The sequence below is a fragment of the Acinetobacter sp. YH12120 genome (assembly GCF_013418795.1).
Classification (GTDB): Bacteria; Pseudomonadota; Gammaproteobacteria; order Pseudomonadales; family Moraxellaceae; genus Acinetobacter; species Acinetobacter towneri.
Genome location: NZ_VPBI01000022.1, coordinates 1 through 24,083, shown reverse-complemented (window position 1 = coordinate 24,083; position 24,083 = coordinate 1). Strand labels below are relative to the sequence as shown.

General features: G+C 37.1%; 17 protein-coding genes and 3 pseudogenes. 12 read left to right on the top strand and 8 right to left on the bottom strand.

Translation table 11 applies throughout. The features are described 5' to 3' along the window. Positions 1-67: 67 nt before the first annotated feature. Positions 68-280: pseudogene (locus tag FTU58_RS11900) on the bottom strand (integrase core domain-containing protein); the annotation flags it as partial. Between the two features lie 151 nt (positions 281-431). On the opposite strand from FTU58_RS11900, the gene FTU58_RS11895 reads away from it, so the two are divergent. From FTU58_RS11895 to FTU58_RS11885, 3 genes and pseudogenes are all read left to right on the top strand, one after another. Beyond that, positions 432-815 carry a transposase gene (locus FTU58_RS11895; RefSeq protein ID WP_180062476.1) on the top strand — a complete coding sequence of 128 codons (384 nt, stop codon included), beginning with the start codon at positions 432-434 and terminating at the stop codon, positions 813-815. Next, the gene (tnpB, locus tag FTU58_RS11890; protein WP_180062475.1) at positions 812-1,147 is read left to right on the top strand and encodes an IS66 family insertion sequence element accessory protein TnpB; all 336 of its coding nucleotides are present in this window, start codon (positions 812-814) and stop codon (positions 1,145-1,147) included. The genes FTU58_RS11895 and tnpB overlap by 4 nt, the downstream gene beginning before the upstream one ends. 74 nt (positions 1,148-1,221) lie before the next feature. Continuing rightward, positions 1,222-2,884: pseudogene (locus FTU58_RS11885) on the top strand (IS66 family transposase). A gap of 178 nt (positions 2,885-3,062) precedes the next feature. On the opposite strand, the pseudogene istB reads toward FTU58_RS11885, so the two are convergent. Further along, positions 3,063-3,272 (bottom strand): annotated as a pseudogene (gene istB, locus FTU58_RS11880) (IS21-like element ISAba8 family helper ATPase IstB); the annotation flags it as partial. Positions 3,273-3,356: 84 nt separating this feature from the next. After that, a complete protein-coding gene (locus tag FTU58_RS11875; protein WP_180062474.1) occupies positions 3,357-4,598 on the bottom strand; it encodes an integrase family protein in 1,242 nt (413 codons plus the stop codon). A gap of 392 nt (positions 4,599-4,990) precedes the next feature. Here FTU58_RS11875 and FTU58_RS11870 point away from each other — a divergent pair, with 392 nt between their 5' ends. From FTU58_RS11870 to FTU58_RS11830, 9 genes are all read left to right on the top strand, one after another. Next, the gene (locus FTU58_RS11870) at positions 4,991-6,211 is read left to right on the top strand and encodes a tyrosine-type recombinase/integrase (protein WP_179989733.1); all 1,221 of its coding nucleotides are present in this window, start codon (positions 4,991-4,993) and stop codon (positions 6,209-6,211) included. Positions 6,212-7,971: 1,760 nt separating this feature from the next. Next, a complete protein-coding gene (locus FTU58_RS11865; protein WP_179989731.1) occupies positions 7,972-8,976 on the top strand; it encodes a hypothetical protein in 1,005 nt (334 codons plus the stop codon). 253 nt (positions 8,977-9,229) lie between these two features. Further along, a complete protein-coding gene (locus tag FTU58_RS11860; protein WP_179989729.1) occupies positions 9,230-10,798 on the top strand; it encodes a type I restriction-modification system subunit M in 1,569 nt (522 codons plus the stop codon). Continuing rightward, on the top strand, positions 10,798-11,997 hold the full coding sequence (locus tag FTU58_RS11855; protein ID WP_179989727.1) for a restriction endonuclease subunit S: 1,200 nt from the start codon (positions 10,798-10,800) through the stop codon (positions 11,995-11,997). Before FTU58_RS11860 ends, FTU58_RS11855 begins: the two co-directional genes overlap by 1 nt. A gap of 10 nt (positions 11,998-12,007) precedes the next feature. Beyond that, the gene (locus FTU58_RS11850) at positions 12,008-12,919 is read left to right on the top strand and encodes a DUF5655 domain-containing protein (RefSeq protein WP_001177806.1); all 912 of its coding nucleotides are present in this window, start codon (positions 12,008-12,010) and stop codon (positions 12,917-12,919) included. A gap of 28 nt (positions 12,920-12,947) precedes the next feature. Beyond that, on the top strand, positions 12,948-15,824 hold the full coding sequence (locus FTU58_RS11845) for a type I restriction endonuclease subunit R (RefSeq protein WP_180062473.1): 2,877 nt from the start codon (positions 12,948-12,950) through the stop codon (positions 15,822-15,824). Between the two features lie 35 nt (positions 15,825-15,859). Next, on the top strand, positions 15,860-16,834 hold the full coding sequence (locus FTU58_RS11840) for a hypothetical protein (RefSeq protein WP_127801931.1): 975 nt from the start codon (positions 15,860-15,862) through the stop codon (positions 16,832-16,834). 107 nt (positions 16,835-16,941) lie between these two features. Next, entirely contained in the window at positions 16,942-17,148 is a 207-nt protein-coding gene (locus FTU58_RS11835) for an AlpA family transcriptional regulator (RefSeq protein ID WP_127801930.1), read from the top strand. Beyond that, positions 17,145-18,620 (top strand): DUF3987 domain-containing protein, encoded by a 1,476-nt coding sequence (locus tag FTU58_RS11830; RefSeq protein ID WP_180062472.1) that lies wholly within the window; start codon positions 17,145-17,147, stop codon positions 18,618-18,620. The genes FTU58_RS11835 and FTU58_RS11830 overlap by 4 nt, the downstream gene beginning before the upstream one ends. 93 nt (positions 18,621-18,713) lie before the next feature. On the opposite strand, the gene drt2 is transcribed toward FTU58_RS11830, so the two are convergent. From drt2 to FTU58_RS14175, 5 genes are all read right to left on the bottom strand, one after another. Next, positions 18,714-20,114, bottom strand: a complete 1,401-nt coding sequence (gene drt2 / locus FTU58_RS11825; RefSeq protein WP_180062471.1) for an antiviral reverse transcriptase Drt2 — start codon at positions 20,112-20,114, stop codon at positions 18,714-18,716. A 387-nt stretch (positions 20,115-20,501) separates the two neighbouring features. Further along, on the bottom strand, positions 20,502-21,416 hold the full coding sequence (locus tag FTU58_RS11820) for a GIY-YIG nuclease family protein (protein ID WP_180062470.1): 915 nt from the start codon (positions 21,414-21,416) through the stop codon (positions 20,502-20,504). Positions 21,417-21,420: 4 nt separating this feature from the next. Beyond that, the gene (locus tag FTU58_RS11815; RefSeq protein WP_020752787.1) at positions 21,421-21,708 is read right to left on the bottom strand and encodes a hypothetical protein; all 288 of its coding nucleotides are present in this window, start codon (positions 21,706-21,708) and stop codon (positions 21,421-21,423) included. Between the two features lie 3 nt (positions 21,709-21,711). Continuing rightward, on the bottom strand, positions 21,712-23,643 hold the full coding sequence (locus tag FTU58_RS11810) for a DEAD/DEAH box helicase (protein WP_180062469.1): 1,932 nt from the start codon (positions 23,641-23,643) through the stop codon (positions 21,712-21,714). Next, the gene (locus tag FTU58_RS14175; protein WP_373886010.1) at positions 23,636-23,896 is read right to left on the bottom strand and encodes a type IIL restriction-modification enzyme MmeI; all 261 of its coding nucleotides are present in this window, start codon (positions 23,894-23,896) and stop codon (positions 23,636-23,638) included. The genes FTU58_RS11810 and FTU58_RS14175 overlap by 8 nt, the downstream gene beginning before the upstream one ends. Between the last annotated feature and the right edge of the window lie 187 nt (positions 23,897-24,083).

Sequence of the window (24,083 nt, the reverse complement as noted above, 5' to 3'; positions counted from 1 at the left end):
GTCGCTTTATGGGCTGCCACCACTCTCCTAGACAAATTTCGCTTATTCTTTTTGCATAGGAGAGAACATTATGAAACATTTCAATATATTCAAATGTATCCGCTCGAACATCTGGTCGAGATGCGTAAATTTTCTTCTTAATACGCTCCGGTTTCAGTAACTGAAAGAAGCTCTCTACAACAGCATTATCATGACAGTTTCCTCTGCAACTCATACTACATTCCAGATAATGTTGTTTAAGGAATGCTTGCCATTTATGGTTGGTGTATTGGGTACCTTGGTAAGCATCCGGCTAACACAGCCTTACCAAGCGATCCTATAAGCCTTAATTTAGTTCCCACCTAAGTAAGCGTTCGCTGAACACACCTTCTGAATTCATCCTATAAGCCTTAATTTAGTCCCCACTTAGAAACAAGTGGGGACTAAAATTTATGACTACAAATCACCAGACATCCATCGCATCTCTTGCGAAAAAACGAAGAACATACAGTGCTGAATTTAAACAGCAGATCGTTCAGGCTTGTAAAGCACCGGACGTTTCAATTGCTTCAGTCGCTTTGCAACATGGATTGAATACAAATCTTGTATCCAAATGGATTCGCTTAATTGATGCTAAGCCAGGGAGTGATCGCTCACCACTACCGAATAAACCTGCATTTATTGCCTTATCTTGCTCTGCACTATTAGATCCTACTCCTACTGACATGTTAAAAGTTCAAATTACTTTACCCCACTCAAAAGCAGAAATTGGCTTGAAATGGCAAGTATCGAAAATATCTGCTTTAGCAGAATTACTCAAGGTACTTGCAACATGATCCGCATTGATGAAATCTGGCTCTCTACCCAGCCCATGGATATGCGAGCAGGAATGGATACTGTCATGGCTCAGGTGGTGAGAGCCTTTGGCTACATCAAACCGCATTGCGCCTACCTGTTCTGTAATAAACGTGGTCATCGTATGAAAGTGTTGGTACATGATGGACTGGGCATCTGGCTGTGTGCCCGGTGTTTGGAACAGGGTAAATTTCACTGGGCTCAAGTTCACCAAGGTGAAACCGTGGCCCTCAGCCCGGAACAGTTACAGGCATTAATCCAGGGTTTGCCCTGGCAGCGCATTAGACGACAGCAGGTGGTGACGATGCTTTAAACCAGGCTGTTCCATTCTGCTATTCTCCAAACGTTCTATTTCATTCTTCTCATGACCTCAGGCATACTGCGGTCATGAATACGCTGCCTGACTTAAGCCAACTGACCCATGAACAACTGCTGGAATTCACCAGGCAGTTGGCGATGCAGCATCAGTCTCTGGCACAATCAAATCAAGAATTAGAAAAATCAAACCAGCAATTAGATGCCAGAGTTCAACATCTTGAAGTCACCAATCAGCAATTAGATTCTAAAGTTCAACATCTTTCTATTCTCAATCAAAAATACGAGCATGAACTGGCGCTGTTTAAAAAGCACAAATTCGCCCAAAAGAATGAACACTTAACGGCAAAACAAATCCATCTGTGGGATGAAGCGGTTGAAGAAGATATTGCCGCGGTTGATCTAGAACTGGAACGGCTAAATGCAGATAAAACCAATGCAGCGACACACAAAGCCAAAACCAATAAACCTAAACGTCGACCACTGCCAGATCATCTACACACCATCCGTATTGAGCATGAACCTGCATCAACCCAATGTGCTTGTGGCTGCCAACTCCGTCGTATCGGCGAAGATGTCAGTGAAAAACTGCATTTCAGACCGGCACAGTTCTATAAGGAACAGCATGTGCGTGGTAAATGGGTCTGTGATCAGTGTGACACTCTGACTCAGCAAGCGATGCCCGCCTATGTGATTGATAAAGGCATTGCTTCACCTGAATTGCTCAGCCATGTGCTGGTATCGAAGTATGCCGATCATTTGCCGCTGTACCGTCAACGTCTGATCTATCAGCGGGCGGGAATCGAACTTTCTAGATCAACTTTATCTCTTGCGAAGCAATGCTTCTCAGATAGGTCGCTGCGGTGTAGAACTGGAACCTCTGGCCAATGCCTTAAAAGAGGTGGTGCTGCAACAGCGGGTGCTGCATGCAGATGAAACACCGGTCACCATCATGCGGATGGGTGAGAATAATAAAAAACCGAAGAAAGGTTATGTCTGGGCCTATGCCACCACACAGTACAATCCAGTTCAGGCGGTGATCTATGACTTTCAGGATAGTCGTTCAGGCCAGCATGCTGAAGAGTTCTTGAAAGGCTGGCAGGGCTATCTAGTCTGTGATGATTACAGTGGTTATAAAGCACGTTTTAAATCAGGCCAGGTGATTGAGGTGGGGTGCATGGCCCATGCACGTCGTAAATTCCATGAACTGCATGTAACTGGGAAAAGTCAGGTTGCTGAACAGGCCTTAGTGCTGATTCAGAAACTGTATGCGATAGAAGCAGAACTCAGGAAAAAGACCGATGGTACAGCGGAAGACCGCCGCGAATACCGACAACAGCATAGTCAACCAGTGATGCAACAACTATATGAATGGCTCAACCAACATCATCTGACAGTGCCATCGAGTTCTCCCACCGCCAAGGCCATCAATTACACTCTGAAGCGTTGGCCAGCTTTAAGCCGCTATCTGGATGATGGCAATCTACCTATTTGCAATAATTGGGTCGAGAATCAGATGCGTCCCTGGGCGTTGGGACGCAAGAACTGGCTGTTTGCAGGTTCGCTGCGCAGTGGTCAGCGAGCGGCAAACATCATGACGTTAATCCAGTCAGCAAAGCTGAATGGGCTGGATCCGTATGCCTATTTAAGTGATGTGCTGAAAAGGTTACCGACACATAAAGTGACCCAGATTGAAGAGTTACTGCCGCACTGCTGGAAACCTAAATCGAATTAAAAAATAGGTATGGGATTCAGCGGACGCTTACGTACCTTGGTCAGAGTGGAACAGAACTTTATTCCGTGGTTGTCTCTGCCATATTGCGAAGTAATGCATCTAAATGTCAACGGCATTCTAAAATTGACCCCTTTTACCTTACAAATGGCAAAGTAAAATTGACCCCTTTGATCTCGTATTAAGTTTCAACCTGGGGTTGAATCCCAATTCTTTTTTTATCCTTCAAACGATAACTCTCACCCGATATTTGTACCACATGACAGTGATGTAATAGCCGATCTAACATCGCAGCGGTCAACGTGACATCATCCGCAAATGACTTAGACCATTGGCTAAAGGGTAAGTTACTCGTCAATATCGTACTGCCTTTTTCATAACGCTTGGCAATGGTAATACCCCCATTTTTAATTGAATTCGGTGACCGCTTAAGCAATCACCTTTAAATTGATGAAAAGCAATTACACAAAATTATTTACAGGCTCCGCACTTGTTGCAAAATCCAATCCTCATATTCTTGTAGTGTTTCTTGTAGCATATCCATAGGTCGTACGATGTAGTGCCTTTCAACTAATGCACTTGGTTTATGACCTGATATCTGTGCTAAAGATCCTTCATTGATTTTTGCCCAAATAGCTAACGTTTTATATGATCTCCTCAATCCATGGGGAGTAAGTTCAATATTTAGTTTTTTACATATTTTTTCTAAGCTATCGTAAGGATTAACAATATGACCACATTCAGCGCCCTTACTGCTAAATATGAATTTAGAATCAGAATTTTTCTTTAGTTCTAATAATAAGCTTTCAACATATGCAGTCAGAGGGATTAGGCGACCTTCATCTTCAATTTTATCTCTGACTTTTGCTGTTTTCCAACGAAAATCGACATCTGTCCATTTTAATGAAAGCAGCTCATTCTTTCTGCAACCAGTGATTAAACTACATATCAAAAAAATCGCTATTTTTCTACTAGTTAACTTATTTACCTCTTCAAACCATGGTTTTAGATGCTGTTTCATCAAACAATCATTCTTGGCTTTTGGGGAAGGGACTTTATCTTTAACTTTTTTTGAGTTGTATGATTTTGGAGGCACTAAGTTTTCATAATCCTCGTGTTCCTCACACCAATTCAGGAAAGCTCGTGTAAGTCTGTATGCTTTAGCTGATGTTGTTGGACGGAAGTCATTGTGATCAAGCCAATCGCAAAATACATCTGCAGTTAATTCAGAAAGTTTGTACTCAAACAGTTGAAAAATGGGTTGACTGGTATAAACACTATTTTTTTCAGGATCGTAACCACCTCTAGATAATTCGATGTGGTCCTGATAACTTCTTGGTCGCCAATTAGGTTGTCTTGCTTTTAAATATTCAAACCATACATCTTTAAATTTAATAGTTTTGCGTTTCTCTTGTTTTAGCAGTTCTTTATTATCAGCTAAAGCTTTCTTACGCTCGATCAATGGGTCAATCCCTTTGTGACACATAATAGCCAATTCTTGTGCATACTTACGAGCGTCATCTAATTTCCATATATCAACGTCACCAATTTTGATACGACGGTTCTGCAGACCAATTCGGCCTTGGAAAATGTAGCTTTTATTATTTTTAGGTGTAACTTTGACGCCGAATCCAGGTGTTCTTTCATCCCAAAAGAAAGTTGGTGTAGTTTTGTCTGAGCAATCAATTTTATCAATAGCGGGTTTCGTTAACTTCATTCTAGTAAGCATCTGGTAAGCAATTAGTAAGCAAAATCAATATATATCAATCTACAAAAAGAGTTAATAATAAATTATTGAAATTACATAAATACATGATAGTATTGACATTATATTTGTAATTTGTTGATTTTTAATTGCTATGTTAACGGACTCATAATCCGTTGGTCGACAGTTCAAGTCTGTCTGGGCCCACCAGTTTTTTGTAATCATATGCACAGTTTTGTAATGATTTAATATATAAACCCATGAATTATAATGATTCATGGGTTTTTTATTTCTGCTTTTTGCACAACTATGTTTGGTTATGCACAGCTTTATTTGGCCCTCTTGTGTATCCAATCTTGTATCCGATACTCTTTCTGCATTACTCGGATACAAGAGATTCTGCTATGAAAAGAACGGCTTTAGATAACATCAAACAAATCAAAGATACCCATCTTCTTAATCTTGAACCTGAGGATAAGGAATATCGTATTTCATGTGATGCTGGGCTTTATTTTCGTGTATCACCAAAAGGGAAAAAAACTTGGCAAGTCCGCTTTAAGGATGAGGCGGGGAAGTGGAAATGGCACAGTATTGGAAGTTATCCGCAGTTATCGCTTGTAGCAGCTAAACTTGAAGCTTCAACTATTTTTCTTAAGTTACAGCAAAATGAAAAAGTATTAACAAAAAAAGAAATTGAATTGCAAAAGATTGAGGAACAACAACTTAATTTAAAAAGTTTGATGTATGACTGGCTTGATACTAAGAAAACAACTTGGGCTGCAATAACAATAAAGAAAGAAACTCAATCAATTGAAAAACGTATCTTATCTGTTTTTGGTGAATTGGATTTCACCAAAATTTCACCTCAACAATGGCTGACATTTTTTCAGGATATGCTTAGAAGTGAAAGTATTTACAATCGTGTAGAGAAACTAGTTTCACATTGTCGCAATGCCTATGATCTTGCAAAGTTTCATGGACAAATAGAGTCGAACCCTTTGGATGGAATTTTGAAGTATCTTGATAAAGGTAGTAAAGGGAATATGAAGCATGTCAGTCTTCAGGAACTGCCCGAGTTGGTGCAGTCTATTCGAAGCTATAGAAATTCGCATACAGCAATTGCTTTAGAGTTACTTGTTATTCTTTTTCCTCGACCACAAGAATTGCGCTATGCAAAATGGCAAGATTTTGACTTTGAGAAAAAAATCTGGATAAAGCCTGCCGAAACAATGAAATGTGGTATTACCCATGTTGTACCTTTACCAAAACAGGCAATAGAACTGTTATTTAAATTAAAAGAAATTAGGACAGTATCGGATTTTTTATTTCCTAGCAGAGATAGTCTTATACAGCCAATGAGTGAAGCAACTTTAAATAATGCTTTGAAAAATCTAGGCTATCGAGGCCGTCAAAGTCCACATGGATTTAGACATATTGCAAGTACTGCCTTAAATAATCAATTCAGTGATAAAGAACAGGTTATTGAAGCTTGTTTAGCGCATAAAAAACAGGGTGTAAAAGCTGTTTATGACAAAGCTACACATTTAGAAGAACGAATTGAAATTATGCAATGGTGGGCTGACTATCTCAGTAATGTTACTGATAACATTAAAGCCGTAGCATAATTTTTTAATAAGACAAGGCTCGTCCCTAAGGGATCGAGCCTAATGCATTTGTTAACGCTCTTTGTTGAGCAGATGATTACGCCTGTACTGGCGGTTCAATTTTTTCATGCCGACTTAGGCCATATTCCATTTCATATTTCTACTGCTAGGCAATAGTTTTATGCTTGTCTAATCTGGAAGAACAAGCCACGATTTTTTCATGCTGGTGTAGCATTATCCTGATTTAAGTTTCAGGCAAACCCGTATAAGTTTATTTTCATCAGTGACCAAACTTCAGAATACTTACACTGTACCAATCTCGGCCTAGTCAAGGAGACCAATCCCCGACTGAGAAACACGACCAGTGTTCCATTAACCTTTCTTTTCTACATATTGTCCAACATGCTCACGCATGTGCCGACTCAAGTTTTCGCAATGAGCATCCCGACTGAAAAAATCGAAATGTTTTAGGATTCGCTTTAAGCTAGCTATCTCATTTTATCCAACCGACCTAAAAAACAGAGTGTTTTTAAAAATTACTAATGTTTAAAACATCACTAATAATTAAATATTATTTAGGTCGGGAATTACAATTTCCACAATTCATCTTGAACTAAAGTACCTCAAGTTTAATTGTTTTATATGCGCTACTCACCATCGCTCCCACACTGAAAAAATACAGCAGACTTTTAACCAATTTAAGCCTTTTTATTCAGTGCTTCCCAAGTTATTTCAAAGTGTCTTAATGTGCAGACCGTTTATCCTCTCGCCTGTATACATGCTTCCTGTTTCCCCCGACCGTAGTTCCTTAAAAAATATCGGGATATGATGTATACACAACTTTGTAAAGGGTAAAACTCTTACACTCCAATCAGCATCTATCGATTAATGCCGTTACACGTTTAAGCTATCCAGCGACCCATTCAGCTTGCGCAAAATGGTGCCAGCTTTTCCAGCGTTAGCCTCAAAGCCCTAGTACCTTACGGCACTCTCAGCAGCCATCGTGATTGGAAATGAGCATACTTTTCCAAGTAAAAAAACTTGTTCGATCAAGCATACACATTCAGCTATTAACGGAGACTATCGCACATCCTATGCTGCTCCTGACTGTATCACTTTGAACAGGGTTTCAATGTTCCACTATTTTCATAATTTCACACCTAACTTGGCTATTACTAACCAAATGACCATTTCACGATAAATCGCTTATAGGCTCCCGTTTCCTTGTCGCCCAACCACTTTTTATTTGCTTGGAACTCTTAAAAAGTGAATGAACGGATAGAAAAAGGATATTGCAATCCTCTAGCCCCCGTTGCAACGTACCGAGCGAGGTTTCCCCAGCAGTCCGCTACATCGGCAGTATTAAGATGGTTAGTCTTATACTCAGGGCAATATGTATCAAAGTTTTTGAATGGTGGTCAGCCATTCAAACAACTTCAAAAAAGAAAGTTGGAATGGATGGTCAATCCACAATTCGATTGATATGCAGTCATATTATCAGAGTCAATTTAATATATCAATAATATTGATATATTATTTAAACAAGTATAAGATTTGCTGATCAAGGTTCGTAATGCGCACTAGGAACTACTTTATTGTCACCTTACAACGTGAGGTGACAGTGCTAGCGCAATTTGATCAATGCTGATTGCTGACGCGCTCAGCAAAATGGGAAATGTAGAGAAAATTATTGTTGATGAACAATTCAAAAATGAATGAACAAATTTGGATTTAAGTGGATTGTTGATTGACATCAAAAGTGCATAGTTGGATGACATAAAATGATTGATTACAGCCCCCACACAAAATACACCGCACAAAAAATTCAAGATAAGGTCACAAGAGGATCATATTTTTATTGCAAATTTATAGTACAAACTGAGTTAGGTAAAATTGATATTGAAAAGATTATTCATAAATTAACTGAACGCTATTCATTAAATTTAACCAGTCGGCAAAGAACATATCGACTAAAACAAGGATTACCTGTCGCTGATCTCATAGTTCAAGACATTCTTTATAAAGATGCATGGTTATTTGTCTTGTTGGTCAAAACCCCTAATAGCCATCGTCACAGCAAAGAAACCATAGGCAAAGTGACTTCAACAACGGGTTCAGCATATACATCAAAAGATAAAATTGCTGAACTTGAACCTGTCATCTGGGACAAAATCACAGTCGGGCAAGAATTAACTTTTATCCGTCATTACTATAAAGACAATGAACAATTTAATTTCATATTGAATAAACCCTATTTAAGCTTGGATTTTGGAAAATATGAGGCTGAATTAGTACGGTTAAGCCATAAAAAGTATGCTGAACATCAAACTAAGTTTTACCGTAAAAGTAATAAGAATTTCTCATGGACGTGGCGATTTAAGAAAACTGAAGTAGAGAAACAAAAAAAAGAATTAACCCAAATTCTCAATCGAGTGATTTCACAGAAAGATCAGACCAAAGCGCTCAATGATCTTCTTGCATGGCAGAATTATTTTAAAATTTATGCTGTATTCAGAGGTAATCGACAACAGGCGGGACGTTTATATACCTTCGGGAAACTATTCTTTTTCAGTCGGAAAAGACAACGATGGGATCAAGCACAAATGCCTGTGATGGACTTAACAATAATCGCGCGTTATGAAACCTATGCGGATTCTTATACTGAGTATTGTATGCGTAGATATTTTTATGAATCCTTTGAAGCAGAGCTTCCACGTGAAATTTCAAAAACTGAAGATTGGACATTAATCAATGCGTATATTGATGTTGAATATAACCAACTTTAACAAACTGTCTTGTTATTTATTTTGCTTATAATTTAAGTTTTAAATATTAGTAAATATGATATATGGCTTAATTTAAGATACGACATATAAGTCCATTGATCATTTTAAAACCCAAATAAAACCTTATATATCAATATTATTGATATGCATTTAGTGCGACAAATTTTGTCTTTCTATATCCAATTTTGCTGAAAAAACTTTAATTTTCGGTAAACTAGTCATGTTTTATTCATTTCATCGGACATGCATAACAATGACCCAAGTACAACTGCAACAATTACAAAAACAACTTTGGAATATTGCCAATACTTTGCGCGGCACCATGGGCGCCGATGAATTCCGTGATTACATTCTGGGTTTTATTTTCTTTAAATATTTATCAGAAAAATCGGTGAACTTTGCCAATGAATTGCTCGATGGTGAGGAGGTCAGCTTTTTAGAATTAGATGAAAATAATGCTGAGCATGTGCCGTACATCGAAGAAATTAAAAAGAATGCCATTGCCGAAGTCGGTTATGCGCTCACCCCAAAACAGCTATTCCATACCTTAGCCGAGCGTGGTCGTCAGGGCGAATTCATTTTGGATGATTTAACTGCGACCTTAAAATCAATTGAACAAAGTACTTTAGGCACCGACTCTGCCGATGACTTTGCCAACCTGTTTGAAGATCTGGATCTGAACTCCACCAAGCTCGGCAATAATGCCAGCGACCGTAATGCACTGGTGGCGAAAGTCCTGAGTCATTTAGATGATATTGATTTTGATATTTCCAATACCGAAGCCGATGTACTGGGGGATGCTTACGAATACCTGATTGGTGAGTTTGCCTCAGGCGCGGGCAAAAAAGCGGGGGAATTCTATACCCCTCAAACGGTATCGACTTTACTAGCGAAGATTGTCACCCAAGGCAAAGAGCGTTTACGTTCAGTCTATGACCCGACTTGTGGTTCAGGTTCATTATTGCTTCGGGTAAAACGTGAAGTGAAAGATGTCGATATGATTTACGGTCAGGAAATGAACCGTACCACCTACAACTTGGCACGTATGAACATGATTCTGCATGACGTGCATTTTGCCAAGTTCGACATCAAGCAGGAAAATACTTTAACCCGTCCGCAGCATTTAGATAAAAAGTTTGATGCGGTGGTGGCCAATCCGCCATTTTCTGCAAAATGGTCTGCCGATCCGTTATTTTTACAAGATGAACGCTTTGCCGCGTATGGCAAACTGGCGCCAAGTTCTAAAGCCGATATGGCTTTTGTACAGCACATGCTGTATCAACTGGATGACAATGGCACCATGGCGGTGGTGTTACCGCATGGCGTATTGTTCCGTGGTTCAAGTGAGGGCGTGATTCGTCAGTATTTGATTGAGCAGATGAACGTGGTGGATGCCATTATTGGTTTACCAGCCAATATTTTCTATGGCACTTCAATTCCGACCTGTATTTTGGTGTTGAAGAAAAACCGTGAGCATAGCGGCAATATTTTGTTTATTGATGCCAGCAACGAGTTTGAAAAGCAGAAGAATCAAAACAAGTTATTGCCTGAGCATTTGGATAAGATTGTTGCGGCATTTGAACAGCGTGAAAATATTGAAAAATATGCGCATGTCGCGACCTTGCAAGAAGTCAAAGATAACGATTACAACCTGAATATTCCACGTTATGTGGATACTTTTGAAGCGGAAGCCGAGATTGATTTAGATGCGATTGCAAAACAGCTTCAAGCCTTAGAAGTGGAGAGTCAAAAGACCGATGTTGTGATTGCAGGGTTCTGTAAAGAGTTAGGGATTGATTCACCGTTTGCGGAGGTGAAGTAATGGCTGCGCCTCAGTTACGGTTTAAAGAGTTTGATGGGGAGTGGAATAATTTTGAATTAGGGACACTTGGTTATTTTATTAATGGGTTGACTTATGCACCAGAGAATATAGTAGAGAAAGGACTATTGGTTTTAAGGTCCTCTAATGTTCAAAATGGTGAATTAGCTTTTGAAGATAATGTCTTTGTTGATTTAAATGTTGATCAAGAAAAATTGACACAAAAAAATGATATTTTAATTTGTGTAAGAAATGGCTCAAAAAGTCTTATTGGGAAGAATGCATTAATTAAAGATTTACCATGCAGTGCCACGCATGGAGCATTTATGACCGTTTTTAGAAGTGGTTTAGGTGAGTTCGTTTACCAATTACTTCAAACTAAAAGATATTATGAATATATATATGCAGATTTAGGAGCCACAATAAACTCAATAAATGGTAATAATTTAAAAAAATACAAATTTTATTTACCTGAGAAAAAAGAACAAACCAAAATCGCCTCTTTTCTATCGAACGTGGATGAAAAGATCAGCCAACTCACGCAAAAACATGAGCTGCTGAGCCAATATAAACAAGGCATGATGCAAAAGCTGTTTAGTCAGCAGATTCGCTTTAAAGCTGATGATGGGAGTGAGTTTGGGGCGTGGGAAAAAGTGAAGCTTGGAAGCTTGCTAATTAAGCATGACGAAAAAACAGAATTTAATAATCAATATCCAGTGCTTACTTCATCTAGACACGGTATTTACTTTCAAAAGGATTATTTTGCGGGGCAAGATGTAGCAAGTGCAGACACTACAGGATATAACGTTGTTCCATATGATTATTTTACTTATCGACACATGTCAGATGATTTAGTATTCAAATTCAATATTAATACAATTTGTCCTAAAGGTATTGTGAGTACTCTTTATCCTGTGTTTACAGTAAAAGACGAGCATTTAAATAAATATTTTTTGCAGACTATTTTAAATGAAGGACAAGAATTTAAGAATTTTGCAATCATGCAAAAACAAGGCGGTTCAAGAACCTATATGTATTTCTCTAAATTATCAGAGCTGGTTTTAACAATCCCTTGCCTAGAAGAACAAACCAAAATCGCCAATTTCTTATCTGCCATTGACCAAAAAATTGAAGTGGTGGCACAGCAAATTGAACAGGCCAAGCAGTGGAAAAAAGGCTTGTTGCAGCAGATGTTTGTGTAGGGGGAACTGAATGCAACTTTATCAAACCCAAGCACAGACATTACTAGAACTCACCGAAGATCCTTTTCGTTTGGAAAGAGAAATTCAAAGCCTGTTTGAAAGCAATCTTTACAGTTTTACAGGTCTGGAATTCATCAAGTCCGAGTTCACGATCAAGAATAATCGTATAGATACACTGGCTTTCGATCCCGAAAGTCAGGCGTTTGTAATTATCGAATACAAGCGTGAACGCAATTATAGCGTGATTGACCAAGGCGTTTCTTATCTGAATCTGATGCTCGACTACAAGGCAGATTTCATCGTTGAGTACAACGAGAACCAGAGTAAACAGCTTAAACGTCAGGATGTCGACTGGTCACAAAGTCGAATCATCTTTGTTTCACCGAGCTTTACCGACTTTCAAAAGCAGTCTACTAATTTTAAAGATTTGGGCATTGAGCTGTGGGAAATCAAACGCTATCAAGGTGGAATTGTTTCAGTCAATCCATTGCAGAAAGCCAAATCAGCCCCTTCAATTAAGCAAGTGCAAAAGGTTGACTCTGAAGATATTCAAAAAATTGCTAAAGAAATCCAGCAATATGATGAAGCCTATCACTTGGCGGATAAGTCCGATGACATCAAAGAGCTATATGAGCAATTCAGGGACTCAATTCTGGGCTTAACTACCGATTTAGAGGTTCATCCCAAGAAAATGTACATAGCCTTCCGTAAGGGTAAGCGTAACTATGTCTATATGAGTATTGGGACAAAGCAAATTCGTATATGGCTGAATATGCCTTTTAATCAACTGGATGACCCGAAACAGCTCGCGAAAGATGTGACCAATATTGGACATTGGGGAAATGGTGATTGTGAGGTGATCGTCTCAGATACAGAAAATTTAGAATATATCTTGAGTTTAATTAAACAAACATTGAAGTGAATAATTTAAGATTTTAGAGGGGAAGGAAATGACAGTACAAAGCGAATATCAACTTGAAAATGAACTGATCGGCCAACTGCAACAATTAGGTTATGCCTCAGTGACGCTCAAGGACGAAAGCCAACTACTGTCTAACCTGAAAACCCAGATTGAACGTGCCAATGGACTAGCGCCCCTGTCAGAAACGGAATGGAAGCAGGTCATTAGTTTTTTAAACACGGGCACCGTGTTTGAGCGCGCCAAGAATCTGCGTGATCTGTTCCCAGTCAAATTTGATGATGGTACCAGTAAACACCTTTTTTTCCTGTCTGATGATCCTAGCAAGAATATTTATCAAGTCACCAATCAGATTACGATAGATCACCGCGACTATAATGGCAGAACCAGCCGTTTTGATGTGACCTTACTGGTCAATGGTTTGCCTTTGGTACAGATCGAGCTGAAAAAACGCGGCATGGAAATCGCCGAAGCCTTTAATCAAACGCAACGCTATATTCGTGAAGCCTATTGGGCAGGGCAAGGATTATTTGGCTTTATCCAGCTGTTTGTCATTAGTAATGGTGCCAATACCCGTTATTACTCCAACGGCACCACAGGCATCGAGTTTGCCTTTCCCTGGGCGGATGTCCATAACAAGCACATCAATGAAATTGTCGACTTTGCCGAGGCATTTTTAAATCAGCAGCATCTAACCCAAATGCTGACCCAGTACATGGTGCTGCTAGAAACCACCAAAAGCCTGATGGTGCTGCGTCCCTATCAGATTTATGCAGTACAGAAAATTGTGGAGCATGTGCAAAACTCCAATCAGAACGGCTATATCTGGCATACTACAGGTTCAGGCAAAACCTTGACTTCATTTAAAGCCAGTCAGATCATCATGCAAATGCCCGATGTAGAAAAGGTCTTGTTTGTGGTGGATCGTAACGATCTCGACACACAAACCTCACGTGAGTTTAATGCTTTTAAAGCTGAGAGTGTGGACAGCACCGATAACACATCGACCTTGGTGAAACAGCTGGATCAACGCCACGACAAGCTGATCGTCACCACTATTCAAAAGTTAAATCGTGCGATTAGCACAGACCGTTATTTAGAATCGATTGATTATCTTAAAAATAAAAAAGTAGTCTTTATTTTTGATGAATGTCATCGCAGTCAATTTGGTGAGACTCATCAGAACATCAAAAAATTCTTCAGCAATGCACAAATGTTTGGATTCACGGGAACACCGATCTTTGAGGAAAATAGTCAATCCAAAGCAGGTTTAAAACTCACCACAGACTACCTGTTTAATGAGTGTTTGCATAAATACGTGATTGTCGATGCCATCCGTGATCGTAACGTCTTGCAGTTCCAGATTGATTATCGTGGCAAATACACCGCCAAAGGCATGGCGACGAATGAAAGTTATGAGGAAGATGTAGAAGGCATCGATACCAAAGAACTGTATGACAATCCGCAACGCCTAGAAATGATTGCCCGCTACATTGTCAATATTCACGATACCAAAACCCGTAATCGTGAATTCACGGCAATGTTCTGTGTCAGTTCGGTCGAAACACTGACCCAATATTACGACCTTTTTGAAAAAGTGCAGGCTGAAAAGCAAATTGAAGATGAAGCACAAGGTCGGATATTTAAACCGTTGACTATTGCAACCATTTTTTCCTATGCGGCAAATGAGGCTGTACCGACTGATGACTTAAATGGCTTGATTCATGAAGAAGCCGCAGATATTCCAAGCCAGGTCAATTCATCCAGTCGGGATAAGCTAGATCGCTACATAGCGAATTACAATCGACAGTTTAAAACCAACTACAATTCTGGTGATCAATTTTATGCGTACTACCGCGACATTGCACAGCGCGTAAAAAACAGACAGATTGATATTCTAATTGTGGTCAATATGTTCCTCACGGGCTTTGACTCTAAGCCGCTAAATACCTTGTATGTCGATAAAAACCTAAAATATCATGGCTTGATTCAAGCATTCTCACGTACCAACCGTGTCTACAACGATAAAAAACCATTTGGCAATATCATCTGTTTCCGCAACCTAAAACGTGCAACGGATGAAGCGCTGGCACTATTTTCCAATAAAGAAACAACTAAGATCGTCCTTGTTCCAAGCTATGCGGAAATCGAACAGGATTACCAAGCAGCGGTGAGCAAACTGTTTGCCTTAACGCCCAATTACCAATCAGTCGATGATCTTGTTACTGAAGAACAGCAACTGGAATTTATTAAAGCTTTCCGTGAAGTGATGCGCTATAACGCGCAATTACAAACTTTTATTGAGTACGATCAAGACCAAACACAACTTGATAAGCAGCACTTTGCAAACTTCGCCTCTAAGTATGCTGACCTATGCCGTGCCGTTAGAAAGACCACCAAGAAAGAAAAAGTATCGGTATTGGATGATGTCGATTTTCAACTGGATTTACTGCACAGTGACCGTATCAATGTTGGCTATATTATCAATCTACTACAGCTCGTAATCGATACAGACTCAGAGGACAAGCGTAAGAAGTACCAAGCGCAAATTTACGATTTAATCAGTAGCGATATCAGCTTGCACGATAAGCAAGACCTCATTCAAAAATTCATTGAAGAAAACATGCCGAAGATGATCAACGGCCAAAGCGTCCAAACAGCTTTTTCTGAATTCTGGGATGCTGAAAAAGAACAGGCCTATCAGCATCTTTGTAAAGAAGAAAACCTGAAACCAGAAGCCATGAAGCAGGTTCTGGAGCATTATGAGTTCACCAAACGCCTACCACGTAAAGAAGAGTTGAAGGACTTACCAAACTATAAGGTTAAGCTGTTTGAGCGGGATAATGTGTTCACTCACTTGATGGTCAAGACACGCCAGTTGATTGAGAAGTTTTATACTGGTTTATAAATCAGTAACGCAGAATTTCAATTTGAGATAATTAAATGGAAAGAGTTACACAAGAAGACAAAGAGGAAGTAGCTATATTTCTAAAAGAATATAGCAAAATTAATAATAAATTTATTAAAATTAAATTTATAAGTAATAATATAAAATTTAAAACTTACCTTAGTAATGAGGAAAAGGATTTCCATGTTGAGAAAATTTATTTATTGTTGGAGGATAAGTCTTTTAAAAAAATATTGGAGTGTGAGTTAAAGCTAAGTGATTTAATTCTTTTTTCTAAAAAATATTATTTCTCAATAAAATATAAGGAAAAACTAGATAGTGGTTTGGTATATAGTGGCACTGAATTGAAAAATTGGCTCAATAAACTTGAGTCAGCAAAAAATAAAATGACAAATTTATTAAATGCATCGCCTCTATCGAAAACTAAGACAACAGTTTTTTATTTAAGTTCAAGCTATGTTAATAAGATTTTGAATTATTTGAGAGAAGAAAAAATAATTGCTGTTATAGATATGGAAATGATAGATGTAAGATTTCATGAACTAAAAGAATATGCAAAAAAATATGATAATAAAGATATTGAAGATTTTTTGGAGTATATGAAAAATAATAATTATATTTCTCCTTTAAGTGGTATGGAAGATGATATAAAAATACCAGAATATAAGTTTTTAAGAAAATATAATGATATTTTACTAAGTGAAAAAATATATAATAAATTAATTGATTATATTGAATTTGTGGATAGTGATCTGCTTGATTTTTTTTACAAGAAAATAGAAACAGAAATATTAAATATGAAATCTCCACGAGTTGATAATACATCGCATAGAACATTCTTTATTAAAAGCATGTGGGATATTGATGGAAAGGCAGAGATTTCCCCAGATAAGAGACCATACAATATAAATATAATTTCTAAATTAATTCAAATTTTTTACACCGACTTAGATGTACTAAGTGATGATGCCGCAAAGGCTAAAGTTAAAGAAATATTAAAAATAAAATAATTTATTTCAATTGTTTAGGTTTTTTTTGGAAAAATATTAAAAAAACATAAGGGCTTATAAATTCAAAAAAACCATGATGGCTCTAGCATTGTTATTGGAGCTCACAAATGCTTTTGAAGATTAAAGATGTTTGCCGTATTCTAAAAGTTAGTAGAAATACGCTATATAACTTGCAACAAAAAGATCCTTCATTTCCGAAACCAATAAAATTTGGAGATAAAAAACAAGCTAGAATTTTTTATCGTGAAAATGAAATAAAAAATTGGGTTTTGAGTTTAGATGCTTCGGATTCTGAGCTGGAGGCTGGAAAATGAATTCAAAATATTCAAACAATACGAGCATAGCTGTTGAAGAAGCAGAAAGCACAAATGCTGCTGATTACTTTGAATATGATTCAATGGTAATTCAGGAGGGGACTGAAACAGCAAATGCTATGAATAGGATTTATGGCCTACTGCCTAAAGAATTCAAAAGGGCTACTAGAAATTTAGAGAACTATCCGAATCTAGAGGACATGCCAGTTATACCGTTGAGAAATTTAAATGGTGAAATTATTGGATTACGATTCATAAATTTAATTAAAGGTAATGAAATAAATATTGGGAATGGTAATATCATTTTTAATGAAAAAAGTAAGTCAGTGCTTTTAGTAACGGAAGATAGTCAAACTGCTTATAAACTATCAGACTCAAAATATAAAATATTATTAGTAAATAATTTAAGTCAAAATAAAGCTCAGCAGATTAAAGAAAAATTTAATGAGGTTTGTATTGTTACTACTTGTGATCATGTGAGCGATCTAAAAAGGCGTCTTTTTAGTTTAAATATTAAAATTATTGGTTTATCTCTACCTGTAGATTCTTTTACATGTACCAAAGAATTAGAGAATGAGATAAATAATCTTATCGCTAGCACTCAACTAATTGATTGGAAAGAGCCACAACCAATTAGAGCTGAATTGTTGCCTGTAAAAAAAATTACCAAAAGTATGTTACCAATGGATCTTGCTGATTATGTGTTTGATGAGGCTGAACGTGCAGATAAAATGCCAGTAGATTTTGTTGCAGTCACACTATTATCATCACTAGGTTCGGTCCTAGGTACAAAAGTGACGATTAAACCTAAACCTTTAGGGGATTGGAGAGTGATGTCAAATCTATGGAGTGCAATAGTTGGAACACCTAGTATGAAGAAATCACCAGCCTATGAAGCAGGGCTTCGTCCAATTTCACAACTAATAGATAAAGAAAAAGAAACAAGTAAGTCTAAAGATTTTGATATGGAAATAGATAAAATTGAAATAAATCATAATTTTAATTGCTCAAATGACGAGTTAGTTATTAAGATGCGAGCTGAAAAATTATCTGCGGAGCAGGAGCTCAAAGAACTAAAAAAAGAACTTACTAAAATAAAAGATGAAATTGAGCGTGAAGAGTTATTTTTAAAAATTGCTAAGCAAGAGCTTAGAATTGAAGCCAACAAAAAAAATGAAGTAGCTAATAAAGAGGATATACCAGAAAAGCGGTATAAAACTGATGATACAACGATAGAAGCTTTATCAGACTTGGAAGTAAATAATCCAAATGGAATTTTAGTATTCCGTGATGAATTGGTTGGATTATTTGCTTTTCTTGAAAAAGATGGTGGATTAGGTAGAACGTTCTTTCTTGAAGGGTGGAATGGTACAGGATCATATCAAATTGATCGGATTGGGAGAGGACCGCAATTTATTCCAAATCATTGTTTAACAGTCATGGGGGGAATTCAGCTGCATATTCTTATTTAATTGATCACTCATTGGCATAGCAACTTGGACAATAGTTCTTATTTTACTTGGACATCTTTAAAACTGATTACTCAGAATTTAATTATGACTCATTTACTTTTTAAGTTCTTCATGAATGCGCTTCCAATGATTGGATAGCTGTTTCTTAACTGATAGATCATTCATCACTTCTGATGCTCTATATGTATAAGTTATGAAATTACGTTGTTTACGAGCTAAATGGCTATACATTCGATAGATTTTTCTACGATAAGTTTTTGAGTTATTTCTTCCAGCTTTATTTTTCGATGCTCTAATTTTGGAAATTAAACGTCGATAATAATTTGATAGGCTAGATGACCTGATCAAAATTTCTTGACCATTATATATAAAGCCAAGATATTGTAGAGGCTTGTCCACTTTGGTATCTATGTCAACGGCTTTCAGCTTACCTGACATACAAGTAAATTTTATTTTTTCAACCTTACTTGGATTTATCTTTAACTCCTTTCCTCCATGATTAAGCAATAAATCTTCAAGAGTTTTATAAACATCGCTCATTTGAATGTTCTGGGGGAAAATTAGAATAATATCATCGCAATAGCGTCTATATATTCCATCCATATTATTCGCTAATTCACAACAATATTTGTCAAAGTCCAACATATAAATATTTGAAAGTATTGCAGACATAGGAGAACCTTGAGGAATTCCATATCTTTTTCCATCGATTTTATTGGGCTTCTGGATTAGGTGTCTAACAACACCATCAGCATCAGTAACTTGTTTTTTTCGAATGCTTCGAAAATCACCTAGGGCTTGGTAGGGCTTGCTAGTTTTTTTTCTCAAAGGATTTGGGATTCTTTCATCTTTCTCTTTTCTTTTTGACTTATCGGGCCATCCTAAAGCCGCCAGAGCTTCTTCTATATCTAAAAATGAGTAATTAGTTAATGATTTAAAAACAATATAATGATCTTTGGATAAGCAAGATACGCCATTAACACGCTGCCATTGTTCTTTCAGTATTGCATGATCTAAAGTATCAAAAAAGCTTGATAGATCAATTGTGAGTACATTACATTCTTTGATTTGACTAATCCAATCAAAAATCTCTTTAGCGAATTCAATGTTTGACTTACCCAATGGGCGATAGGCTAATACCGAGTTTTGTAGAGGAGTATCTTTTATGAAATTTTCATATTTTTCAGTGAGAAGATGTGAATAATAGGCATAAATATAACCGTCTTGGTTAGCTGCATATCTTAAAGGTCGTTTTTTAGCAGCTCTACGACTTAAACCATTATGACTTTTAATTTTTCGTGTACGTTGTTCAAATCCAATAAAAGGTAAAAACCAATGTTTAACTACATTATCTGGCTGAGAAACAAGAGAATAAGCGTCTTGAGCATCAAGTGGTGTATCAAAATGAATTCTTGATTTAGGGATTTTTTTATTCTGAACTCTTAGAATATGTTTTTTATCATAGATTTCATTTTTATATTTTTCAAAATTCAATGCTAATCCCTATTTAGCAGATCCGTAAGGGCTTGTGTCGCGTCCCACGTTACGCCCTTACGGAGTCTTTAAACTTTGATCTGAAAATGTTCTTACTTCTTCAAATCCAGCACTAATTTTACCGAAAAACATCTTCGGATAACGCATTAACTTAATATGCTATACTATTGGAGCTAGTATGATGAACAACTGTGTAATGATACTATTGGAACAACTAACAACCTTGATGGTTCAGTTCTTTATTACAATATTTCTCAATAAACTGCTGGACAGTTCAAACTGCATCCCTCTGCGAGCTGGATAATCCACTCCAAAGGCATAGTAAATTTACACAAAAAAATCATTAAAATCAATACATAGTTTTATCAAAATCTTTTGAGAATACCACTATCTCAACTCAATCTCTTTCTTAAACTTATTGTATTGATAACTCATGATCTGCCCATTTACTAATAACTCAACGGCTTGCTGAATGACTTCTAAAGGTGCAATAAACCACTCTTTCGGTTGATGATTTTTACCATCTTTATCTGCCACTAAAAGATCAAGGCAAGATTCACCAAAAAAGGCATGTAGGTAATATTCAAATTTTTGAGGATTAATATTGAAAGCTTGATATTCAGCAATGACTTCAACATCAGCCATCAAATAAGTAGGCTCTTTTTTTGCATTCGCAATACGTTTATCAACAGTTGTCGTGGCGAAACCAATTTTGTAAAGATGATCGTATGATTGGATACGTGGATCTGTACTTTTAGATTTCAGAATATAAATATAACCTGTCGATGTATCATCTTCAGTGATACCGCCAAAATTAGTATAAAAGTTAGAGTTTTCTTGTTCGTTGGTCTCTGAAACAATGCGTCCATCTTTATATAATGCTTTAGCTAATGAACGGTACAGCATGGTTGATTCAGTTCCATTCTCAAAGATAGTACGTGTTCGACCATCTTTACGAAAACGTTTACCGTCAACTGTTTTCGCTTCGGAAGTAAAATTAATATCTGCTAAATAAGCTAATAAGCCGTTTAAAACATAGTAATTACCTTCAACCAGTTGATAACCCTTATCATTAAAGGGTAAGAGCTTACGTTTCCCTTCTCGAAGCTCTCTGTGAACATTTTTAAATAAATGCTCAAACTGATCAAAGTCCTTACAACGTTTACGTTTAGCAACTTCATCTGCTGCTGCACGTTGGACAGGCACATGCTTAATTTTAAAGATGTCACCATCTTTACCATCATCAAGCAAACCTAGATCATCATCGTTAAAAATATCTTCAAGTGATTTAATATCTGACATATCTTTAATCCTGATGTTGTGGCAGCAAATTATGCTCATCATAATCTGCTAAAGCCATGTACTGCTCTGGATTGGTTTGAATTGCTTCTAAACGGCTCGCAAGCATAAACTCAGAAATGTTTTTCATATCCTTAGCAGGTACACGCCCATGCTGTGTCACAAAATTATTAATTTCATTAAATTTTGAGACCAATTGTTCATCAGCCGTTAGACCAGACGTCTTTTTCTTTACGTTTAAAAGACCTAAGTCATCATCAGCAATCATATCTTGAAGCCAGCTAAAATCTTCCACGTATTACACTCCAGCTCGTCTACGTTGCTCACGAATATAAATTAGGCATTCAGCTAATCGTTTTTCAATTAAGTTGTTTGATTCTAGACTAGGCTCACGACCAAACTGAACTTTGAAGGCTTTTAACTTAGGCCATAGCTCAATGGCTTCTTCTTGAGTCATGGTAATTTTAGTTGCTTCGATTGCCTCCTTAATCAATTTTAGTACATTGACGGTGACTTCTTTTGATAGGATTTCAAAAGCTTTTTGGAATGGATTCACAGATTGAATTAAATCAATATTCAGGTCTTCGATATTGATAAATTTATCCGCCATACGAATAAATTTTTTATCACCAACTTCTTTGACTTCTGCTGTGCTAATCACTGAGTCAACGACTAAATATTGACTCACTTCTTCAAGTTCAGCTTTCGTTAAGTCAGGGTATTTGGTTTGGATGATCTTAGGGATAAGGACTTTATTCACCACTTCAGGCTCAACCTTACCTGCTGAACCTGCAATCACCTTAGCATCTTGAAGAATCGCTGCTTTTAGGTCCACAAGATCATTTTCAATAATCGCCTTTGTTTTTGCTGTACTTGGTTCTTTAAAACCTTTGATCGTGAGCGTACCTGGTGGAACAATATCTTCATCATCACGTTTAGTTTTAAACTTGAAGTTTGGTGCAAGTATTTGTTCCATTAATAAAGATGCAGTGATGGCTTTCAGCATGTTATTTACTGCAAATTTTACCTCAGTGTCTTGTGCATCAGGTTGAGCAATAAGATTGGTAAATTGCGCATGTGATTTGTTCGAGCTATCTCGTGTACAACGTCCCACAATCTGCACAATTTCAGTTAAAGAGCCACGATAACCAATCGTTAAAGCATGTTCACAGAATTGCCAGTCAAAGCCTTCCTTCGCCATGCCTAGGGCGATGATGAGATCAAGATCATCTACGGTTTTAATGTTACGTAGATATTCAACAACTTTATCACGACCATCTTCTTCAACGAGGTCCGCTACTTTTAAAATCTTACCATCTGCACGTTTGACGGTGATAATTCCAGTATCAGGATCTTTAGCGACAAATTCACCAATGATTTCGAGGATCGCATCCACCTCATCATATTTATCTTTGGTTGATTCACCTGAGTTTACGTTTGGAATATGAATGATGGTTTTTTTATCGGTATCTAGTACTTCTGCAATTGCAATAACGCCTTCATCATCTTTTGCAAAGTAACGTCCTTTATAGAAGTGATAACCAATGCCTAATGACTTTAAATAGCTATAGCCATTGAGTTGTTCGTAATAGTTAAAAGAAACTTTATCAAACTTCGCTTCATCTTCAGGCGTAAGTACAGGAACGCTATCGCCACGGAAGTATGAACCTGTCATCGCTACAATATGAGCCGAGGTATTGTCCATTAAAGATTTAAGAACAGTACCTAGAATATTGTCAGCATCAGCTGAAACATGATGGAATTCATCAATTGCCACTAATGTATTATCAAATACATGATCTTCAAGCTCTTCAAAGGCAAATCTTAGTGTGGCATGAGTACATACTAAAATTTGGTCTGTACCTTCCATAAAACGTTTAAAGGCTTTTACTTTGCTTTTATCGCCACCAGCAGTACATAAATTATTTTCAGGTTTGATGTCCCAATCTGCAAAAAAGCCACTTTCGCTCAGCTTCGTACTGGAAAATGAACCACCAATAGAGCGTTCAGGTACGGCTACAATAACTTTGCTTAACCCTTGGTTGTGTAGCTTATCCAATCCCAAAAACATTAAAGCACGAGATTTACCTGAAGCTGGAGGGGCTTTCAACAAAAGGTATTGAGAATTACGAGCTGCATAAGCACGAGCTTGCATGGCTCGCATTCCCATATTATTAATAGAGGTACTTTCCCCAGTTGTTTGATAATTAACTTCTACTATATTAATCATTATTTCTTTCCCTCTCTATCATTTCTTCATAACATAAAAAAAGATAATCTAAACGTTCTTCATCTGTTTGAAATGGTTGTTTTCGATAGCAACTATCTACTAATTTATCGTTTTCATCATGCGCACATTTTAATTCAGTTGGCATTCTATTTGGATCATATAAGTCTGAGATAGTTAAATTATGAAATTTTTCTCTAATTTCAATAATTTTAATAGCTGACAGTGTTAATAATTCTTTTTTAGTATTATCAATAGAAGGGAATGGAAAGGTATTGTAAATTAAGGAAACAGAATATCTATAATCTGTTTTTAGGGTAATCCCCCCTAAAAATAATTGAGTTTAAAAGTAGAAAATCGAATAACCTTGATTTAAGGAGATTTTCTATGAAAACATCTAAGTATTCAGACAGCTTGATCATGAGTATCTTGAAGCAAGCTGA

What these genes read in the sequence shown, in the direction of transcription:
- FTU58_RS11895 (WP_180062476.1), top strand. Translation starts at nt 432, where the DNA reads ATGACTACAAATCACCAGACATCCATCGCATCTCTTGCGAAAAAACGA.
- tnpB (WP_180062475.1), top strand. Translation starts at nt 812, where the DNA reads ATGATCCGCATTGATGAAATCTGGCTCTCTACCCAGCCCATGGATATG.
- FTU58_RS11875 (WP_180062474.1), bottom strand. Translation starts at nt 4,598, where the DNA reads ATGAAGTTAACGAAACCCGCTATTGATAAAATTGATTGCTCAGACAAA.
- FTU58_RS11870 (WP_179989733.1), top strand. Translation starts at nt 4,991, where the DNA reads ATGAAAAGAACGGCTTTAGATAACATCAAACAAATCAAAGATACCCAT.
- FTU58_RS11865 (WP_179989731.1), top strand. Translation starts at nt 7,972, where the DNA reads ATGATTGATTACAGCCCCCACACAAAATACACCGCACAAAAAATTCAA.
- FTU58_RS11860 (WP_179989729.1), top strand. Translation starts at nt 9,230, where the DNA reads ATGACCCAAGTACAACTGCAACAATTACAAAAACAACTTTGGAATATT.
- FTU58_RS11855 (WP_179989727.1), top strand. Translation starts at nt 10,798, where the DNA reads ATGGCTGCGCCTCAGTTACGGTTTAAAGAGTTTGATGGGGAGTGGAAT.
- FTU58_RS11850 (WP_001177806.1), top strand. Translation starts at nt 12,008, where the DNA reads ATGCAACTTTATCAAACCCAAGCACAGACATTACTAGAACTCACCGAA.
- FTU58_RS11845 (WP_180062473.1), top strand. Translation starts at nt 12,948, where the DNA reads ATGACAGTACAAAGCGAATATCAACTTGAAAATGAACTGATCGGCCAA.
- FTU58_RS11840 (WP_127801931.1), top strand. Translation starts at nt 15,860, where the DNA reads ATGGAAAGAGTTACACAAGAAGACAAAGAGGAAGTAGCTATATTTCTA.
- FTU58_RS11835 (WP_127801930.1), top strand. Translation starts at nt 16,942, where the DNA reads ATGCTTTTGAAGATTAAAGATGTTTGCCGTATTCTAAAAGTTAGTAGA.
- FTU58_RS11830 (WP_180062472.1), top strand. Translation starts at nt 17,145, where the DNA reads ATGAATTCAAAATATTCAAACAATACGAGCATAGCTGTTGAAGAAGCA.
- FTU58_RS11820 (WP_180062470.1), bottom strand. Translation starts at nt 21,416, where the DNA reads ATGTCAGATATTAAATCACTTGAAGATATTTTTAACGATGATGATCTA.
- FTU58_RS11810 (WP_180062469.1), bottom strand. Translation starts at nt 23,643, where the DNA reads ATGATTAATATAGTAGAAGTTAATTATCAAACAACTGGGGAAAGTACC.